This is a genomic window from Enterobacter sp. PL_is379 (assembly GCF_055817355.1).
The window spans coordinates 120,021-138,173 of sequence record NZ_JBVPGT010000023.1 but is presented as its reverse complement, the minus strand read 5'-3'; the positions used below and the strand labels follow the sequence as shown (position 1 = coordinate 138,173).

At 56.9% G+C, this 18,153-nt stretch carries 17 protein-coding genes; 8 read left to right on the top strand and 9 right to left on the bottom strand.

Annotated elements, in window-relative coordinates:
* Positions 1-47: 47 nt before the first annotated feature.
* From AC0TOY_RS05425 to AC0TOY_RS05400, 6 genes are all read right to left on the bottom strand, one after another.
* Positions 48-1,436 carry a glutamine synthetase family protein gene (locus AC0TOY_RS05425; RefSeq protein ID WP_473721598.1) on the bottom strand — a complete coding sequence of 463 codons (1,389 nt, stop codon included), beginning with the start codon at positions 1,434-1,436 and terminating at the stop codon, positions 48-50.
* A gap of 124 nt (positions 1,437-1,560) precedes the next feature.
* A complete protein-coding gene (sanA, locus tag AC0TOY_RS05420) occupies positions 1,561-2,277 on the bottom strand; it encodes an outer membrane permeability protein SanA (RefSeq protein ID WP_008500918.1) in 717 nt (238 codons plus the stop codon).
* Between the two features lie 126 nt (positions 2,278-2,403).
* Positions 2,404-3,288, bottom strand: a complete 885-nt coding sequence (gene cdd / locus AC0TOY_RS05415; protein WP_148768823.1) for a cytidine deaminase — start codon at positions 3,286-3,288, stop codon at positions 2,404-2,406.
* Positions 3,289-3,417: 129 nt separating this feature from the next.
* Entirely contained in the window at positions 3,418-4,113 is a 696-nt protein-coding gene (locus tag AC0TOY_RS05410; RefSeq protein WP_473721584.1) for a CidB/LrgB family autolysis modulator, read from the bottom strand.
* Entirely contained in the window at positions 4,110-4,505 is a 396-nt protein-coding gene (locus AC0TOY_RS05405) for a CidA/LrgA family protein (protein WP_045908676.1), read from the bottom strand. Before AC0TOY_RS05405 ends, AC0TOY_RS05410 begins: the two co-directional genes overlap by 4 nt.
* 184 nt (positions 4,506-4,689) lie before the next feature.
* Positions 4,690-5,400, bottom strand: coding sequence for a type 1 glutamine amidotransferase (locus AC0TOY_RS05400; protein ID WP_473721583.1), 711 nt, complete (start codon positions 5,398-5,400; stop codon positions 4,690-4,692).
* Positions 5,401-5,459: 59 nt separating this feature from the next.
* Between AC0TOY_RS05400 and AC0TOY_RS05395 the strand changes: the two genes are divergently transcribed.
* The 4 genes from AC0TOY_RS05395 to AC0TOY_RS05380 all read left to right on the top strand — a co-directional run bounded on the left by AC0TOY_RS05395 (position 5,460) and on the right by AC0TOY_RS05380 (position 9,593).
* Positions 5,460-6,257, top strand: a complete 798-nt coding sequence (locus AC0TOY_RS05395) for an AraC family transcriptional regulator (protein WP_059362182.1) — start codon at positions 5,460-5,462, stop codon at positions 6,255-6,257.
* A gap of 41 nt (positions 6,258-6,298) precedes the next feature.
* Positions 6,299-7,231: a tRNA dihydrouridine(16) synthase DusC gene (gene dusC, locus AC0TOY_RS05390; protein ID WP_473721582.1), complete on the top strand. Its 933-nt coding sequence runs from the start codon at positions 6,299-6,301 to the stop codon at positions 7,229-7,231.
* Positions 7,232-7,359: 128 nt separating this feature from the next.
* A complete protein-coding gene (gene mdtQ / locus AC0TOY_RS05385) occupies positions 7,360-8,778 on the top strand; it encodes a multidrug resistance outer membrane protein MdtQ (RefSeq protein WP_473721581.1) in 1,419 nt (472 codons plus the stop codon).
* Between the two features lie 50 nt (positions 8,779-8,828).
* Positions 8,829-9,593 carry an SDR family oxidoreductase gene (locus AC0TOY_RS05380; RefSeq protein ID WP_473721580.1) on the top strand — a complete coding sequence of 255 codons (765 nt, stop codon included), beginning with the start codon at positions 8,829-8,831 and terminating at the stop codon, positions 9,591-9,593.
* 82 nt (positions 9,594-9,675) lie between these two features.
* On the opposite strand, the gene AC0TOY_RS05375 is transcribed toward AC0TOY_RS05380, so the two are convergent.
* Positions 9,676-10,248: a DedA family protein gene (locus AC0TOY_RS05375; protein ID WP_024908155.1), complete on the bottom strand. Its 573-nt coding sequence runs from the start codon at positions 10,246-10,248 to the stop codon at positions 9,676-9,678.
* A gap of 157 nt (positions 10,249-10,405) precedes the next feature.
* On the opposite strand from AC0TOY_RS05375, the gene AC0TOY_RS05370 reads away from it, so the two are divergent.
* A complete protein-coding gene (locus AC0TOY_RS05370) occupies positions 10,406-10,993 on the top strand; it encodes a Yip1 family protein (protein WP_023312454.1) in 588 nt (195 codons plus the stop codon).
* Between the two features lie 167 nt (positions 10,994-11,160).
* Entirely contained in the window at positions 11,161-12,084 is a 924-nt protein-coding gene (gene pbpG, locus AC0TOY_RS05365; RefSeq protein WP_024908154.1) for a D-alanyl-D-alanine endopeptidase, read from the top strand.
* 94 nt (positions 12,085-12,178) lie between these two features.
* On the opposite strand, the gene AC0TOY_RS05360 is transcribed toward pbpG, so the two are convergent.
* Positions 12,179-12,733 (bottom strand): GNAT family N-acetyltransferase, encoded by a 555-nt coding sequence (locus AC0TOY_RS05360; RefSeq protein ID WP_024908153.1) that lies wholly within the window; start codon positions 12,731-12,733, stop codon positions 12,179-12,181.
* Positions 12,734-12,845: 112 nt separating this feature from the next.
* Entirely contained in the window at positions 12,846-14,594 is a 1,749-nt protein-coding gene (gene dld, locus AC0TOY_RS05355) for a D-lactate dehydrogenase (protein WP_024908152.1), read from the bottom strand.
* A gap of 189 nt (positions 14,595-14,783) precedes the next feature.
* Between dld and bglX the strand changes: the two genes are divergently transcribed.
* A complete protein-coding gene (gene bglX / locus AC0TOY_RS05350) occupies positions 14,784-17,081 on the top strand; it encodes a beta-glucosidase BglX (protein WP_208763087.1) in 2,298 nt (765 codons plus the stop codon).
* A 148-nt stretch (positions 17,082-17,229) separates the two neighbouring features.
* Positions 17,230-18,147 carry a glycine betaine ABC transporter substrate-binding protein OsmF gene (osmF, locus tag AC0TOY_RS05345; protein WP_267216905.1) on the top strand — a complete coding sequence of 306 codons (918 nt, stop codon included), beginning with the start codon at positions 17,230-17,232 and terminating at the stop codon, positions 18,145-18,147.
* Positions 18,148-18,153: the final 6 nt, after the last annotated feature.

Here is an 18,153-nt window from a genome sequence, read left to right as displayed (position 1 = left end):
TCTCTCGCGATACCTGGCCCGCTCACCGAGCGGGCTTTTTTTATGCCTTATGCCAGCTGTGACTCCTCTCGGGTCACAATGCGTTCAAACCAGTCGAGTTCAGAGAGCTTGCAGGCGATCCACTGTTCGGAAAAGGCGTCGCCCAGGCTGTCGGTGAGGTACTGACAGCGGGCAAAAGTCTCAATCGCCTCCTGCTGAAACAGCGGCAGTTCAGGTTGATCGTGCTGCGGTTCGGGCAACTCCTCCTCGTCGATATTTTCCAGCCCATACAGCATGCCGGTCAGGATAGTAGCAGCCACCAGATACGGATTGGCGTCAGCCCCGGCCAGCCGGTACTCGATACGACGGTTGTGGTCATCCGAGCAGGGAATACGCAAAGCGGCGGAGCGGGTGTTATAGCCCCAGGAGTTAAATACGGGTTCCGTCAGGTTTTTACGCAGGCGACGAAACGCGTTGACGCCCGGCGCAAGAATGGCGATAGAGGCGGGCATCAGCGCCAGCTGGCCCGCGATGCACAAACGCACCATGCTGTTCAGCGCGTTAACCGGGGAAGCAAAGACGTTTTCGCCGCGGCTGTCGTTGAGGCTGAAATGGAAGTGCAAGCCGCTGCCGGAAAGTTCGCTGAAGGGCTTGGCCATAAAGTTGGCCTGCAGGCCGTGCTTTTCGGCAACATATCGGGTCAGGCGACGCAGCGCCAGCACGTTATCGCAGACCTCAACGACGCGATGGCTGTGCTTCAGGTTTAATTCGTACTGACCGGACTCGGCCTCCGCTACGACCCCTGACAGCGGGATGTGCTGCAGGTGCGCCAGCTGCTCCAGCTCGTCAAACAGCGCGGCATGCGCCGACGAGGTATCCATATGAAAACAGCCCTGATTTTGCGGATCCCGATCGTCATGTCCCGTCAGATAGAACTCGATTTCCGGGGCAATCACCGGGAAAAGGCCGTGCCGGTGGAAGCGGGCCAGCACGTTCTGCAGTATCACGCGCGGCTCAAGCGGGCAGGGGCTATCGTCGCTGGCTTTCATCGTCAGCAGGATCTGCGCGTTGTGCTGCGGATCTTGTAGGCAGGGACGCAGGGAGCCGGCGACCGGAACGCACAGCCGGTCCGGTTCATCATGAAGCGGGGCGGCGATTTTTCCCTTCTGATCCATCGAGTAGACCGAAAGGGGAAAGTAACAGCCTTTTTCCAGACTCAGCATGCTCTCCACCGACAGACGCTTGCCACGCATCGTGCCGTTGATATCGTTCAGGTAAACGTCTACATGTTTCGTCTGCGGGTAACGTTCCAGGTAATCGGCTACTTCCACTGAAATGTTGTGCTGCAGGGCGTCAATTTTTTCATCAAGCCAGAGACCGGAATTGAGTGCGCCAGGAAGTGATAAACCGGGAAGGTTAAAATACGGACGGAGACTTTTGAGGAAAAACGCATTCATTATCGAGTTCATAGTCATTCTTCAATGAAGCCGTAGCGGCAGTGAACTCAGCTTAAAAGAGCCGACGTAAAGGGGAGATAAAAAGCGTCAGGCCCGGCGTAAAGAAAGTATAAAGGCGGTGCTGTTATTTCTCTTTTTTCTGCATATCGAGCAGCTGCTCGGGCGTGACGGCCGGGTAACCCTGGGCGTCTTCCGGCACTTCGTGCATCGCCGGAATCGGCACCAGCGGGCCTAAAAAGCGCGGTTCGCGTTTGAAGATATACAGATCGGCCAGGGCACCAAAGCGGGCACCGAACTCGCGGACGCGCACGCTCAGCATATCTTTTGGCGACGGCACCGCATAGCACTGTGCCTGAATGCCCATGTGCAGCGCGATAAACAGTGCGCGTTCGCAGTGGAAGCGCTGGGTGATGATGATGAAGTCGTTGGTATCGAAGACTTTGCGCGTGCGCACGATGGAGTCCAGGGTGCGGAACCCGGCGTAGTCGAGCACGATATCGGCAGGATCCACGCCTGCGGCAATCAGGTCCTTACGCATCGTCACCGGTTCATTGTAGCTTTGCAGCGCGTTATCCCCGCTCAGCAGCAGGTAGTTCACCTTGCCGCTGTTGTAGGCGTTCAGCGCGCCCTGAATGCGGTAACGGTAATACTGGTTGATGACGCCGGTGCGGTAATACTTGGCGGTGCCGAGCACCACGCCAACCTGACGATAGGGCAGGTCCTGCAGGTCGTCAAAGATGTAGGGGGCGGTTTTCCAGCTCATCCAGCGGTCGAGACCGAGCACGATCAACAGCAGTATGCCGACCAGGACAGACAGGCTGTAAAAAACGCGCTTTAACATGCAGATGGCTCGTGCGTGGATGAAATTTAACTCAGGCTACTTTACCCGCCTGGTTAGCGCAAGAAACAGCGACTCAACTGAGGGGTTTTTCAGCAAACTGGCGGGCATTTCTGCCCGCCGGAAGGATTACGCCAGCAGTACGCGGTCAATTGTCGTACAGCCTAACGCTTTGAGCGTTGCGGCGGTGGCATCCCACTGGATCAGCGGCGCATCGGCAATCTCGGCCAGAATGGCGCGCTGAATGTCCGGATAGTCATAGCAGTTCAGGCTCAGCAGGTTAAGTGCGCCCTGCAGCGGCGGCAGCGTTGGGTTAAACGCGGCGTTTTCCGCATAGCTGCCGGTGAAGATTCGGCCATCGCGGCACTGCAGCGCCACGCCGCTCGGGGACTTGCTGTACGGCGTGTGGCTCTTGTTGGCGGCGGTAATCGCCGCCTGGCTCAGGTCATCGCCGGACAGGGCGAAACCGTGGTTCTGCTCGTCCATCAGCAGGGTTTTGATCTCCAGATCTTTCGGGCCAAACGCGTCAGGCAGATAATCCCCCAGCGTGTGCGGCGCGCGGCCTGGCAGATTGATGCGCAGCTGCAGCCCGCTGTTCAGCTCGTTCATAAACTGACGGCAGTGGCCGCAGGGGGTGTAGTTAACGGTAATGGCGCTCAGGGCTTTTTCACCGCGCAGCCAGGCGTGGCTGATAGCGCTCTGCTCGGCGTGAACGGTCTGCTGCATGGTTGCGCCCAGGAACTCCATGTTGCCGCCGAAGTACCAGGTGCCGCTGACGCCGCGCGCAATGGCCCCGACGTTGAAGTGGGAGAGATCGGCCCGCGCGCAGGCAGCAGCCAGAGGAAGCAGTGCGAAAGCCAGCGCGTCTTCATCCAGTCCCGTTGCCTGTTTCAGCATCGTGACCTGCTCCGCGGTCAGCAGGGCGGGGAAGTGTGCATCTGCCAGAACGGGAGCAAGGGCTGACTGCAAATTCTCTGCAAGCTGGGCGAAAGCAGCTTGAAAACGTGGGTGCATGGCGTTTGCCTCATAAAGGTTAATGGATCGGTAGTTTACGGAGCCGCCAGGGCTTTATATGTGATCCACTTCTCATTATGTATGCAACTAATGAAATCAAAATGAAATTTGCGCGACGCATCGCAAATTTTAGCCCATCACCGCCAGAATCAGCGGGAAAATGAACGGGGCCAGCAGGGAGGTAATAATCCCGCAGATCACCAGCGCCAGGGAGCTAAACGCCCCTTCCTGATAATCCAGCTCCGCGCAGCGGGCCGTGCCCAGGGCGTGGGAGGCGGTGCCCATCGACAGCCCCCGTGCCGCTTTAGTATGAATACGCATCGCGTTTAGCAGAGTGTGGCCAAACACCGCGCCGAGAATACCGACGAAAATGACGCACATCGCGCTGATGGCCGGAATACCGCCGAGGCTGCCCCCAACCGCCATCGCGATAGGCGTGGTCACCGATTTAGGTAGGATTGACGCCGCAATCTGTGGGGAAGCGCCCATCAGCAGCGCCACCGACGTGCCGGTGATCATCGCCACCAGGCTACCCACAAAACAGATGGTAATGATGGATTTCCAGCGGGCGCGGATCTGGTGCAGCTGCTCGTATAAAGGAAAGGCGAGCGCCACGACGGCGGGTTGCAGCAGGTCGTTTAAAATTTTGCTGCCGGCAAAATAACGCTCGTAAGGAATACCGGTAAGCAGCAGGAGCGGAATAATCACCACCATCGCCACCAGCAGCGGGTTCAGCAACGGCATTTTGAAACGTACGGCAAGCTTGCGCGCGGCGAAGAACACCACCAGGGTTAACGGCAGCGACCACCAGATATTGGCCATCATTTTTTTGTTTTCTCCCCGATCACGTTACGTTCGCCATGCACCAGATGTGAACTCCAGCTCACCACCAGGAAAACCACCAGCGTACTGACCGCGCAGGAGACCACAATCGGGCCGAACTGGGCCTTGAGCAAATCAAAATACTGCATGACCCCGACGCCGATAGGCACGAAAAGCAGCGCCATATAGCGAATGAGGACGAAGCAGCCGGGGTTGACCCATTTTGCGGGCAGGATTTGCAGCGCCAGCAAAACGAAGAGGATCAGCATGCCGATAATGCTGCCGGGGATGGTGATGGGCAGCAGCGACGCGATGAAAATCCCGGCATACAGGCAGGCGTAAATCAGGGCGAATGCGCGCAGATATTGCCAGATAATGTTCAATGATTTGCTCATGGTGATAGTCCTTGCTGAAACGCATTCATCATACAATTAAACCTAAAAATGTGCCATGGATCACATCATGAATTTTGAGCATACCAGACATTCCGGAATGGAACGTCCGGTATCACCATAACGGTGCAGGCTACAGTTTAGAGGAAAGGGATTGCGCTGGCGAAACGGCGTGCCAGAGAAGGCATCAGCGACAGGCGGTCAGTTTATCGAGAAAAGAAAACAGCACCTGGTTCATTTCGCGATAATCATGCGAGCGGAGTTTTTCCGCCGTTTCGACAAAACGGAATTCACCCGCGCGGCGGAGGTCACTCTGCGAATGCTCAATCAGCAACTCTACCACCTCCGGCGTCAGCTCCATATGGCACTGGAAACCGTAAACCCGTTCGCTGTATTGCACGATCTGGCGGGGACAGCCCTCGCTGTAAGCCAGAACCTTAGCCTGCGGCGTCAACCCAGGCATATCGTTATGCCAGTGACCGACGTTCAGCACGCTGCCAAAGTCCTTAAACAGCGGGTTCGCCTTGCCTGCATCTGTGAGCCTGACGGGAAATTTGCCGATCTCTTTTTCCGGGCTGTGGCAAAACGCTGCGCCCAGCGCTTCGCCGATAAGCTGTGAGCCCAGACAAACGCCTATCACCGTTTTACCTGCCTCTATCGCGCGGCTGATGAGTGCCTTTTCCGCCTGCGCATCAAACCAGGGGCATTCCTCACGCGTGGTGGCGGGGGATTGCGGGCCTCCCATGATGATAAGCAGGTCTGTGTGCCCCAGTTCCTCAGGTAATGAATCGCCCTGATACACTCTGGTGTAGCTCAGACTGCAGCCGCGACTTTTCCCCCAGATTTCATAGGCGCCTGGCGCCTCGAAATGTTCATGAATAATAAAATGGATGTGCATTGCGTCTCTCTCCGGTTACGTGTACAAGCAGCATCATAAGAGGAAGGGGGGAATGTGAAATGCCAACCGTTATCGATAAAACGCCAATTCACGACGATGCCATCGGATGGTCAAGAGGGGCAATTCGCTATACGCGCGGCGAAGTCGATCCGCCTCACCAGCATTCGCAGGGACAACTTTTGTTTGCCATCAAAGGAGTCATGCTGGTCGAAACCGGCAGCAAACGCTGGGTCATACCGCCGCAGCGCGCGCTGTGGATCCCTCCCTTTCAGGAGCATACCTACAGCGTGCTATCCACAACGGAGCTCCGCGCGGTCTGGTTTAGCCCTACGCTGATATCGCAATGCGAGCCTTTTAAGCGGAAAGACGAGGTTCACGTGATTATGGCGACTGCGTTGTTCAAAGAGCTGATTGCCGGGCTGTTCAGCGCGGAATACCGCCCGGCAAGCCAGCGCAGCATGGCCGTTTTGCTGCTCGATATCCTCAGCGAGACGCAGCAGATTTCGGCCGAACTGCCGATGCCCGTGGATGAGCGCTTGCATCGCGTTGCCTGTGACCTCATTGCCAACAATCTCTGGGATCTCTCTCTGGAAAGGCTGGCGGAACGGGCCGCGATGTCAGAACGCACATTTTCACGTGCGTTTATCAACGATACCGGCTTTAGCTTCCGGGCCTGGCGACAGCGCGCAAGGATTTGTGCCTCGCTGGATCTCCTCGCCAACGGATACCCGGTTAAGCAGGTGGCCTGGATGCTGGGGTTTTCCGGCCCGGCGGCATTTGCGGCGGCGTTTCGCGCCATTGTTGGGGCAACGCCGGGTGACTTTCTGCCTGAACAGAAGCGCTTCCCAGCGATATAGAGAGCGGCTACTATAGCGCGTCTTTTTTCACAGGTACTGCTATGCGTGTTTTACTGGCCCCAATGGAAGGCGTGCTCGACTCCCTTGTGCGCGAGCTTCTGACCGAGGTGAACGACTACGATCTCTGCGTGACGGAGTTTTTGCGCGTGGTCGATATGCTGTTGCCGGTAAAATCCTTCTTCCGGCTTTGCCCCGAGCTGCACAACCAGAGCCGGACCTCTTCCGGCACGCTGGTGCGTATTCAACTGCTCGGCCAGTATCCGGAATGGCTGGCGGAAAACGCCGCCCGCGCGGTTGAGCTGGGCTCTTACGGGGTAGATCTCAACTGCGGCTGTCCGTCTAAGCTGGTGAACGGCAGCGGCGGCGGAGCGACGTTGCTGAAAGATCCTGAACTGATTTACCGCGGCGCGAAAGCCATGCGCGAGGCGGTACCCGCGCATTTGCCGGTGACGGTTAAGGTTCGCCTGGGGTGGGACAGCGATGCGCGGCAGTTTGAAATCGCCGATGCGGTACAGCAGGCCGGAGCCACCGAGCTGGTGGTGCATGGCCGTACCAAAGAAGATGGCTACAAAGCCGATCGCATTAACTGGCAGGCGATCGGTGAGATCCGCAAACGCCTCACCATTCCGGTGATCGCCAACGGCGAAATCTGGGACTACGAGAGCGCACAGGTCTGTCTGCAGGCCACCGGCTGCGATGCGGTAATGATCGGCCGCGGCGCGCTGAACGTGCCCAACCTCAGCCGGGTGGTGAAATATAACGAACCGCGTATGCCGTGGGCAGATGTCGTCACGCTGCTGCAAAAATACAGCCGTCTGGAAAAGCAGGGCGACACCGGTTTGTATCACGTCGCGCGAATTAAGCAGTGGCTGAGTTATTTACGCAAAGAGTACGATGAAGCGCTGGGGTTATTTCAGGAGATTCGTACATTACAGACGTCCTCTGATATTGCACGGGTTATTCAGTCAAAGTAATTTATTCATTTGGTGAATAATTTTCTGATTATGTAAATGTATAACAATTTACGGATTGCCACGCATTACTAAAAAAATAAATAGTATCAAGCGTATTTTTCGCCTTTATTTTTTGAGTATATGGCGTAATGAAACGTTCTCTTATTTTATCTCTGAGTGTCCCCTTTGCATTAATTCTGGCAGCCTGCGCACCTGAACATTCCACCGTCTCTCCGCTAAATACACAACCGGCCGCCAAGTCTGTGAATACCTCATTGCATTATACCGACTGGCCGAAAAATGCGTGGTGGAAGGCGTATAACGATCCCCAGCTTAACGGGCTTATTGCAAAAGCATTAAGCGATGCGCCGGATATGCAGATTGCCCGTCAGCGGATTACGCTTGCCGAAGCTCAGGCCAAAGCGGCTATGGCTGCCGACGGTCCGCAGATCGATTTTTCCGCCGATGCGGAACGTCAGAAAATGTCCGCCGAAGGGCTGATGGGGCCCTTTGCCATTACCGACCCGGCGGCAGGGACCACCGGGCCGTGGTACACCAACGGCACCTTTGGCCTGACCGCAGGCTGGGATCTCGATCTGTGGGGTAAAAATCGCGCGCAGGTCGAAGCCCGGATAGGCAAAGTGAATGCGCAAAAAGCGGAGCTGGAGCAGACCCGTCAGCTGCTGGCCAGCAGCGTGGCGCGGCTTTACTGGGAATGGCAAACGCAGGCCGCCGTGGGGGAGGTCCTCGCGCAGATCAAATATGAGCAGGACAATATTATCGGTGCCGATCGCGAGCTGTACCAGCACGGCATCACCTCCTCCGTGGAGGGTGTCGAAACGGATATCAACGCCAGCAAAACCGAAGAGCAGCTGGCCGAGGTCAACGGAAAGATGAAAGCCATAGAGGCGCGTCTGGTCGCGCTGACGAACTCCTCCTCCGTGAAGCTAACGCGGCACGCCTTGCCGACGGTGGAAGCCTCGTTACCGTCGACGCTCGGATATGAACTGCTGGCACGCCGTCCGGATCTTCAGGAGGCGCACTGGTATATCGAAGCCTCCATGAGCGAGGTAGAGGCCGCCAGAGCGGCGTTCTATCCTGACGTGAACCTGATGGCGTTCTTACAGCAGGATGCCCTCCACCTGAGCGATCTGTTCCGTTCATCCGCGCAGCAGATGGGCGTCACCGCCGGGCTGACGCTACCAATTTTTGACAGCGGCAGGCTGAACGCCAGCCTGGATATCGCTCAGGCGCAGAACAACCTTTCGGTAGCCAACTACAACAAAGCGGTGGTGGAGGCCGTAAATCAGGTGGCACGCACCGCCAGCGAAGTCGAAACGCTGATGGCGAAGAACGGCCAACAGCAGCAGGTTGAAAAAGATGCGGCACGGGTTGTGGCGCTGGCACAGGCGCGTTTCAGCGCGGGGATAATTGCGGGCTCCCGTGTCAGTGAAGCCAGAATACCGGCCCTCAAAGAGCACCTCGAAGGCGTGCTGCTGAAGGGGCAATATGTCGACGCTACCCTGCAGCTGACCTCGGCGCTGGGCGGTGGCTATCATCATGGCTAAAAAAGGCCATTATCTATACTTACCCCTTTGCAGTTTTTCAGGAGGTGAGTATGACCAGAGTAGCGATTGTTACGGCATCGGATTCCGGGATTGGGAAAACCACGGCCCTGATGCTGGCTGAGCGCGGGTTTGATATTGGCGTCACCTGGCACTCGGATGAGAAAGGGGCGCTGGAAACCTGCCGCGAAGTTGAAGCGCAGGGGCAGTGCGCGGAGGCTATCCATCTTGATTTAAGCACGCTGCCGGAAGGCGCTGAGGCTATTGAAACGCTGATTGCGCGTTTTGGTCGGCTGGACGTGCTGGTCAATAATGCAGGGGCGATGACCAAAGCGCCGTTCCTCGAGATGCCGTTTGACGACTGGCGGAATATTTTCACCGTCGACGTGGACGGCGCGTTTCTCTGTTCACAAATTGCCGCAAGGCAGATGGTGAAGCAGGGGAAAGGGGGGCGGATTGTAAACATCACTTCGGTGCATGAGCACACGCCGCTTCCGGAGGCCAGCGCCTATACGGCGGCGAAACACGCGCTCGGCGGGTTAACCAAATCCATGGCGATGGAGCTGGTTAAGCACAATATTCTGGTGAACGCCGTCGCACCGGGTGCCATTGCCACGCCGATGAATGACATGGACGACAGCGAAGTGAAGGACGGTTCAATGCCGGAAATCCCGCTGGCAAGGCCGGGCCATACCAAAGAGATTGCCAGCCTGGTCGCGTGGCTGTGCGACAGCGACGCCAGCTACACGACGGGGCAATCGTTTATCGTCGACGGGGGCTTTATGCTGGCGAACCCGCAGTTTAAGCCGGAGGGGTAGGTTCCCCTCTCCCTGTGAGAGAGGGTGTTTTTAGTTCCCTCTCCCTGTGGGAGAGGGTTAGGGTGAGGGCATCAGGCCGCACTCACTCCTCATCCCGCCTCTTTTCCCGATGTTTCAGCCACAGCCTGACCCCAATCACCGCCACGACCACCAGAATCAGCCACGCCCAGTGCTTGAGGTGCTGGTCGAGATTATGCAGCCAGGGCGCAATCACTTCGCCCCCCACATAACCGAGCGTCGTAAAGATCAGCGCCCAGGCAATCGCACCCACAATATTGAGCGGCAGGAAAATTTTTGGCGGCAGATGGCTGGCACCAATGAGTATCGGCCCGATAATGCGAAAGCCATACATAAAGCGCGTGCCAATGACGAACAGATAGGGGTGGCGTTGAATGAGCCGCTGAGCGCGGCGAATTTTCTTCTGATGCTTTGTGAAACGCTTAAGCAGCGTTGGCCCGAAGCGCAGCCCGAGAAAGTAGAGCAGCTGATCGCCAATCATCCCCCCCAGCGCAACCGCGGCGACGACCAGCGGGAATTTCAGCAATCCCTGATGCGCGGCGACGCCGCCTAACAGGGTGATGGTTTCGCCTTCTGCCACGCTACCGATGACCAGCGCGGCATAGCCATATTGTTCAATGAGTGCGTTAATATCCATTACGTAACTGTTATCTCCCTCTGCGTACCTCGTTTAATCATATACCCCATGAATCAACAGCGGGGAAATCAACGGAAATTTCCCACTGTACATAAAATAATCTAAAGCCTGCATTATACTTAAGGTATCGCTGACGGGCCGACAACAAGGGGGCGCTATGAACCATGTCTGGGGACTTTTCTCCCATCCCGATCGTGAAATGCATGTCATTAAAAGTGAGAACGAAACGGTCTCGCATCATTACACGCACCACGTGCTGCTGATGGCTGCGGTGCCGGTAATATGCGCTTTTATCGGAACGACACAAATCGGCTGGAACTTCGGTGACGGCACCGTGGTTCAGCTTTCCTGGTTTACCGGACTCTATCTGGCCATCGTCTTTTATGGTCTGATGCTGGCGGGTGTGGCGGTCATGGGGCGAGTCATTCACTGGATGGCGCGTAACTACCCACAACGTCCATCGCTGGCGCACTGTATGGTCTTTGCCGGATATGTCGCGACCCCGCTGTTCTTAAGCGGTATTGTTGCGCTCTATCCACTGGTCTGGCTGTGCGCGCTGATCGGTACCATTGCCCTCTTTTACACCGGGTATCTGCTGTATCTGGGGGTTCCAACCTTCCTGAATATCAATAAAGAAGAAGGCCTGAGTTTTTCCAGTTCAACACTCGCTATCGGGGTGCTGGTGCTGGAGGCGCTACTGGCGCTGACGGTGATCCTTTGGGGTTATGGATACCGTCTCTTCTGAGTTCACTGCATTGCTGGCGTAAATGCCAGCAATGCAGCATCTGTTCACGATTATCCTCTGGCGACAACGCCCGCTGACGGCTATGATGCCGAAGCCAGCCTGTGTTTATCCGTTGATACAGGCGGTGTACGTCATGACGTGCGTGAATAATTATCAGAAGTCTCACCATGCTGAAATTCCGAGTCTCTTTACTTAGCCTGGCGCTGTTGCTGGGTGCGTCCGCTGCCGTGCCGGCCGTCGCCAAAACGCCCGCGGTGACCGCTGCCGCTGCCCAACCGCAAATTGCTTCAGGCAGCGCGATGATTGTCGATCTCAACACCAATAAGGTGATCTACGCCAGCCACCCGGACCTGGTGCGCCCGATCGCCTCGATTACTAAATTAATGACCGCGATGGTGGTGCTTGATGCCCATCTGCCGCTGGACGAAAAGCTGAAAGTGGATATCAGCCACACGCCGGAGATGAAAGGGATCTACTCCCGCGTGCGGCTGAACAGTGAAATCAGCCGTAAAAATATGCTGCTGCTGGCGCTGATGTCGTCTGAAAACCGCGCGGCGGCGAGCCTGGCGCACCATTATCCGGGCGGCTACGACGCGTTTATCCGCGCAATGAACGCCAAAGCCAAATCGCTGGGGATGAACAATACGCATTATGTTGAACCGACGGGTCTGTCGATCAGCAACGTCTCCACGGCCCGCGATCTGACGAAACTGCTGATTGCCAGCAAACAGTACCCGCTGATTGGTCAGCTCAGTACCACCCGTGAAGAGATGGCGACCTTTGCGAACCCGGCCTATACGCTGCCGTTCCGCAATACTAACCATCTGGTTTACCGTGATAACTGGAATATTCAGTTAACAAAAACCGGTTTTACCAATGCGGCAGGGCACTGTCTGGTGATGCGCACGGTGTTTAACGGTAAGCCGGTGGCGCTGGTGGTGATGGATGCCTTCGGCAAATACACGCACTTTGCGGATGCGAGCCGCCTGCGTACCTGGATTGAAACAGGAAAAGTGCAGCCCGTTCCGGCCGCCGCATTGACGTATAAAAAGCAGAAAGCGGAGCAGATGGCGACGGCGCAGAACGACTGATGCGCCTCTGCGCGCTGATGCCCTCGCCCCGACCCTCTCCCACAGGGAGAGGGAGAAAACACTAAAAACGGTAACCCAGGTTACCGTTTTGCTTTTATTCCGGCAGCGTCCAGTCACCATCGTTGAGCGGGCGCTGCATAATCACCGTATCCCGCCAGTCGCCTTTCTTATAGCCTACGCTGCGCAGCTGACCGACAATCACGAAGCCGTGCTTTTTATGCAGGCGTAACGAACCGGCATTATTATTGCCATCTCCCACCACGGCAATCATCTGCCGCCACGGACCTTGTTCGCAGCGTTCAATTAGCGCAGACATTAACGCCGTGCCAAAACCGCGCCCGGTGATGCTGGCATCCACGTAAATCGACTCTTCCAGGGTATAGCGGTAGGCGTGTCGCGGACGGTAAGGCGTGGCGTAGCAGTAGCCCACCACGATGCCGCGATACAGCGCGATAAGCCACGGTAAACCATTCTCAGCCACGCTTTTCATTCGATGACGCATTTCGTCGATAGTGGGGGGGACTTCTTCAAATGACGCGCGCCCGTGAAGCACATGCCAGGCATAGATCGCGGCGATGGCATGCACATCATCGGGAAGGGCATCGCGCACTTCCAGTTCGGTCTCGGATAAAACATCAATAGCCGACATGATGAGCCTGCTCCTCGTTATAGAAAGCCGGAGAAACGTTTCTCCGGCGTCAGACAGTTACTCTATTACGATTAAGGAGCGCTTAACAATCTCTCAAATTTGGCTGTAGGAATTAATCAGACGCTTGCGTTATGCGCTGCTCCGCGTCCGCGCTTTCTTTCCAGTATTTCTTCCGCGTTGTTTTACCGATGCCGGGATTCATGCTGTTTGTAGGGTCATTCTCGCGATAAAACTGCTTAAGTGCGTCGGGGGCTTTATAAAGATGTCCGACGTTATGTTCCGCAGGATATTGTGCGCCACGTTCACGCAGAAGGGCGAGCATCTGCTCCTTCAGTTCGTGTGCATCGACCCCTTTTTTGACGATGTAATCCTGATGGAAGACATAACACATAAAGTGGCCGTAATAGAGCTTATGCACCAGCTTGCTGTCGATTTCCGGCGGCAGGTGTTCAAACCACTCGGTATCGTTACGCCGCAGAGCGATATCCAGCGCCAGAATATCTTCCACCTCTTCGGAATGCACCGCCTGGTAACGGATGGCGGCACCCGCAGCAGCGAAGCGGTGCAGGAAGGCTTTGCTGCCTTCTTCCGGCGTGCATGCAAAGAAATCACCCTCAGCGGTTTTGAAAAATTCAGTCAGCCAGGACTGCGCTTCGGCGATCCCGTCTCCGGCCATTTTCAGCAGCAGGTGGTGTTCGTACCTGTCGCGCCAGGTTTTCATCCTCTCCGGTAAATGCGCCGGGAAAACGTTGCCCAGTTTCTGCATAAAGCGGTCGGTGAAGTGGGGTTTGAACAGCGACACTTTCTCCAGCATCGCGTCGGTGCGGCCCTTCATGGTGAAGAAGAACGGCATTTTGTCGGTGCCCAGCTTGTCGATCATCAGGAACGTATCTTTGCCGTAACGCTCGGCGATGTCGTAAATGTCCCGGTGCATGTACTCGCCCGCCACCGGCAGATGGGTAAATTCACCCAGAATATGACGGCGGATCTCCGTCAGAACCTCAGGCTGATTGGTACCGATGTAAAATACCTGCTGCTTTTTCTCTGCCGGGAAGGTATCCAGGCGCACGGCAAAAACGGCAAGCTTCCCGGCGCAGCCGGAGGATTCAAACAGGCGGTCCGGGTCGGCGTTGTAGCGCGCCGGCGTATCGGCGTCGATATCCCGCACGCGGGTCACGTAGTCGTGATCGTGCGCGTGGCGGCCGTCGTGCTGCACATCTTCATCCTTCACGCGATCGTCGTCGAGCTTGCTGAGGATCTGCTCCGGCGTCACGCCGAGATCGATTCCCAAATGGTTCACCAGCGTCAGCTTGCCATTTTCGTCAATACGGGCAAACAGCGACATCTCGGTATAGGCCGGGCCGCGCTGTACCAGCGAGCCGCCGGAGTTGTTGCAGATCCCACCGACCACCGAGGCGCCAATACAGGAGGAGCCAATCACCGAGTGCGGCTCACGACCCAGCGGCTTAAGCGCTTTTTCCAGGGAGTAGAGCGTGGTGCCGGGGAACGCGAGCACCTGCTCGCCTTTGTCCAGCAGGTGCAGCTTGTCGAGGCGCAGGGTGCTGATAATCACGATGTCGCGATCGTAATCGTTGCCGTTCGGCGTGGAGCCTTCGGTCAGGCCGGTATTGGCGGCCTGCATTAAAATAATCTTGTCGGCGGCGACGCAGGCGCTCAGCACGCGCCACAGCTCCAGCAGCGTGCCGGGGAAGACCACCGCCAGCGCCTCGCCCTGGCCGGAGCGGAAACCCTTACGGTAGCGGGCGGTTTTGGCCGGGTCGGTAAGCAGATGAGAGGAGCCAACCAGGCGCGACAGTTCGTTAATAAAAGCCGTGTTATCGTTTGTTCGAACAGAAGACATCTTCCACTCCTTGTGGTGGGGCAAATTTCTCGCTGTAAAGCATAGCGCGATTAACTGTTAAGCGGTCGAGTATTCACGAGAAAAATCAGAGAATAACCCTGCAACGTTCTGAGGGTTTGTGGCACACTGCGCTTTTCGCACGGTATGGCCGAGATCGTCCGGCGGTTATTGATGAGAGAGTAAAACGACATGAAATGGCTATGTTCTGTAGGTGTCGCCGTCAGCCTGGCGCTGCAACCTGCGCTGGCAGAGGATTTGTTTGGCAATCACCCGCTCACGCCTGAAGCACGGGATGCGTTTGTCACGGAATTGCTCAAGAAAATGACGGTCGATGAGAAAATCGGCCAGCTGCGCCTTATCAGCGTCGGCCCGGATAACCCGAAAGAGGCCATCCGGGCGATGATCAAAGACGGGCAGGTAGGGGCCATCTTTAATACCGTCACCCGCCAGGATATCCGCAAGATGCAGGACCAGGTGATGGATCTCAGCCGCCTGAAAATTCCACTGTTCTTTGCCTATGACGTGGTGCACGGCCAGCGTACCGTCTTCCCGATTAGCCTCGGCTTAGCGTCTTCCTTTAACCTCGACGCGGTGAAAACCGTCGGGCGCGTGTCGGCTTATGAAGCGGCGGACGACGGCCTGAACATGACCTGGGCACCTATGGTGGACGTCTCGCGCGATCCGCGCTGGGGCCGCGGCTCGGAAGGCTTTGGTGAAGATACGTATTTAACCTCCACGATGGGCAAAACCATGGTGGAAGCGATGCAGGGCAAAAGCCCGGCGGATCGCTACTCGGTGATGACCAGCGTCAAACACTTCGCAGCCTATGGCGCAGTGGAAGGCGGTAAAGAGTACAACACCGTCGACATGAGCCCGCAGCGCCTGTTTAACGACTATATGCCGCCGTACAAGGCAGGGCTGGATGCGGGCAGCGGCGCGGTGATGGTGGCGCTGAACTCCCTGAACGGCACGCCGGCGACGTCCGATTCCTGGCTGCTGAAAGACGTGCTGCGCGACCAGTGGGGCTTTAAAGGCATCACCGTTTCTGACCACGGCGCGATTAAAGAGCTGATCAAGCACGGTACCGCCTCCGATCCGGAAGACGCGGTGCGCGTGGCGCTCAAGTCCGGCATCAACATGAGCATGAGCGATGAGTATTACAGCAAATACCTGCCGGGGCTGGTGAAGAGCGGCAAGGTAACGATGGCGGAGCTGGACGATGCCGCGCGCCACGTGCTGAACGTGAAATACGACATGGGGCTGTTTAACGATCCGTACAGCCACCTGGGCCCGAAAGAGTCTGACCCGGCAGATACCAACGCCGAAAGCCGTCTGCACCGCAAAGAAGCGCGTGACGTGGCGCGCGAAAGCCTGGTGCTGCTGAAAAACCGCCTCGACACGCTGCCGCTGAAAAAATCCGGCACCATTGCCGTGGTGGGCCCGCTGGCCGACAGCAAGCGCGACGTGATGGGCAGCTGGTCTGCCGCAGGCGTGGCTGACCAGTCGGTGACCGTGCTGACCGGTATCAAGAGTGCCGTGGGTGATAACGCCAAGGTGATGTACGCCAAAGGGGCGAACGTCACCAACGATAAAGACATCGTGACCTTCCTCAACCAGTATGAGGAAGCTGTGAAGGTCGATCCGCGCACGCCGAAGGAGATGATTGACGAGGCGGTGAACGCCGCGAAGCAGTCTGACGTCGTTGTCGCGGTCGTGGGGGAAGCGCAGGGTATGGCGCACGAAGCCTCCAGCCGGACCGATATCACCATTCCGCAGAGCCAGCGCGATCTGATCGCCGCCCTGAAAGCCACCGGCAAGCCGCTGGTGCTGGTGCTGATGAACGGTCGTCCGCTGGCGCTGGTGAAAGAAGACCAGCAGGCTGACGCCATTCTGGAAACCTGGTTCGCCGGTACCGAAGGCGGTAACGCCATCGCCGACGTTCTGTTTGGCGATTACAACCCGTCGGGCAAGTTGCCGATGTCCTTCCCGCGCTCCGTCGGGCAAATCCCGGTCTACTACAGCCACCTGAACACCGGTCGCCCGTACAACGCCGACAAGCCGAACAAGTACACGTCTCGTTACTTCGACGAAGCTAACGGCCCGCTGTATCCGTTTGGTTACGGCCTGAGCTACACCACCTTCAAGGTCTCTGACGTGAAAATGTCAGCGCCTACGATGAAGCGTGACGGCAAAGTCACCGCTAGCGTTGAGGTGACCAACACCGGCAAGCGCGAAGGGGCAACGGTGATTCAGATGTACGTTCAGGATGTCACCGCGTCGATGAGCCGTCCCGTGAAGCAGCTGCGCGGCTTTGAGAAGGTCAACCTGAAGCCTGGCGAAACCCAAACTATCAGCTTCCCGATCGACGTGGATGCGCTGAAGTTCTGGAACCAGCAGATGAAATATGACGCGGAACCGGGCAAGTTTAACGTCTTTATCGGCGTGGACTCCGCCCGCGTGAATAAAGGCGAGTTCGAACTGCTGTAACCTGTCCCTCCTTTGCCTCCCCCCGTCCTGCGGGGGAGGCGTCTTACCTTATGCTAAAAAGGCATTTTGACGGTTAATTCTGCCGTTTTAAGCTACGCTTTTCTCTCAAGCCTCTGAAAAAGGCAGCAAAATAAATGAGGATAGTAGAATGACGATTGCAAAGGGGATGTTGGGATCTGTGGTGCTGCTGGCGGCGCTAAGTCTGCCGCTACAGGCGGCGGAGCCGGTAAAGGTGGGCTCAAAGATCGATACCGAAGGGGCGCTGCTCGGCAATATTATTTTGCAGGTGCTGGACAGCCACGGCGTGAAAACCGTCAATAAAGTTCAGCTCGGCACTACGCCCGTCGTGCGCGGTGCGATCACCTCCGGCGAGCTGGATATCTACCCGGAATACACCGGCAACGGCGCGTTCTTCTTCAAACAAGAAAACGATCCGGCATGGAAAAACGCTAACGCCGGGTATGAGAAAGTCAAAAAACTCGACGCGGAACAGAACAAACTGGTCTGGCTGACCCCGGCTCCCGCCAATAACACCTGGACTATCGCCGTGCGCAAGGACGTGGCGGAGAAAGGCAAGTTAACCTCGCTTGCGGATCTCAGCCGCTACCTGAAAGAGAAGGGCGATTTCAAGCTCGCGGCCTCTGCGGAGTTTATCGAGCGTCCCGACGCGCTGCCCGCGTTTGAAAAAGCCTACGACTTCAAGCTCGACCAGGCGCAGCTGCTCTCTCTGGCGGGCGGGGATACTGCGGTGACCATCAAAGCGGCGGCGCAGCAAACCTCTGGCGTTAACGCGGCCATGGCCTACGGTACCGACGGTCCGGTGGCGGCGCTCGGCCTGCAAACCCTGACCGATCCTAAAGGCGTACAGCCGATTTACGCCCCGACCCCGGTCGTGCGTGAGGCGGTGCTGAAAGCCTATCCGGAGATTGCCGACTGGCTCAAACCGGTCTTCGAAAAACTGGATGAAAAAACGCTGCAACAGCTGAATGCCAGCATTGCCGTCGAGGGGCTGGATGCCAAAAAAGTGGCCGCCGACTTCCTGAAACAACAAGGGCTTGTGAAGTAACGGGAA

Excerpts from the sequence above, each read along its gene's own strand:
- mdtQ (WP_473721581.1), top strand. The coding sequence starts at position 7,360 with ATGAAACGTTCTCTTATTTTATCTCTGAGTGTCCCCTTTGCATTAATT.
- AC0TOY_RS05395 (WP_059362182.1), top strand. The coding sequence starts at position 5,460 with ATGCCAACCGTTATCGATAAAACGCCAATTCACGACGATGCCATCGGA.
- AC0TOY_RS05375 (WP_024908155.1), bottom strand. The coding sequence starts at position 10,248 with ATGGATATTAACGCACTCATTGAACAATATGGCTATGCCGCGCTGGTC.
- AC0TOY_RS05425 (WP_473721598.1), bottom strand. The coding sequence starts at position 1,436 with ATGAATGCGTTTTTCCTCAAAAGTCTCCGTCCGTATTTTAACCTTCCC.
- bglX (WP_208763087.1), top strand. The coding sequence starts at position 14,784 with ATGAAATGGCTATGTTCTGTAGGTGTCGCCGTCAGCCTGGCGCTGCAA.
- AC0TOY_RS05400 (WP_473721583.1), bottom strand. The coding sequence starts at position 5,400 with ATGCACATCCATTTTATTATTCATGAACATTTCGAGGCGCCAGGCGCC.
- cdd (WP_148768823.1), bottom strand. The coding sequence starts at position 3,288 with ATGCACCCACGTTTTCAAGCTGCTTTCGCCCAGCTTGCAGAGAATTTG.
- osmF (WP_267216905.1), top strand. The coding sequence starts at position 17,230 with ATGACGATTGCAAAGGGGATGTTGGGATCTGTGGTGCTGCTGGCGGCG.
- AC0TOY_RS05380 (WP_473721580.1), top strand. The coding sequence starts at position 8,829 with ATGACCAGAGTAGCGATTGTTACGGCATCGGATTCCGGGATTGGGAAA.
- AC0TOY_RS05360 (WP_024908153.1), bottom strand. The coding sequence starts at position 12,733 with ATGTCGGCTATTGATGTTTTATCCGAGACCGAACTGGAAGTGCGCGAT.
- AC0TOY_RS05370 (WP_023312454.1), top strand. The coding sequence starts at position 10,406 with ATGAACCATGTCTGGGGACTTTTCTCCCATCCCGATCGTGAAATGCAT.
- dld (WP_024908152.1), bottom strand. The coding sequence starts at position 14,594 with ATGTCTTCTGTTCGAACAAACGATAACACGGCTTTTATTAACGAACTG.
- sanA (WP_008500918.1), bottom strand. The coding sequence starts at position 2,277 with ATGTTAAAGCGCGTTTTTTACAGCCTGTCTGTCCTGGTCGGCATACTG.
- AC0TOY_RS05405 (WP_045908676.1), bottom strand. The coding sequence starts at position 4,505 with ATGAGCAAATCATTGAACATTATCTGGCAATATCTGCGCGCATTCGCC.
- pbpG (WP_024908154.1), top strand. The coding sequence starts at position 11,161 with ATGCTGAAATTCCGAGTCTCTTTACTTAGCCTGGCGCTGTTGCTGGGT.
- dusC (WP_473721582.1), top strand. The coding sequence starts at position 6,299 with ATGCGTGTTTTACTGGCCCCAATGGAAGGCGTGCTCGACTCCCTTGTG.
- AC0TOY_RS05410 (WP_473721584.1), bottom strand. The coding sequence starts at position 4,113 with ATGATGGCCAATATCTGGTGGTCGCTGCCGTTAACCCTGGTGGTGTTC.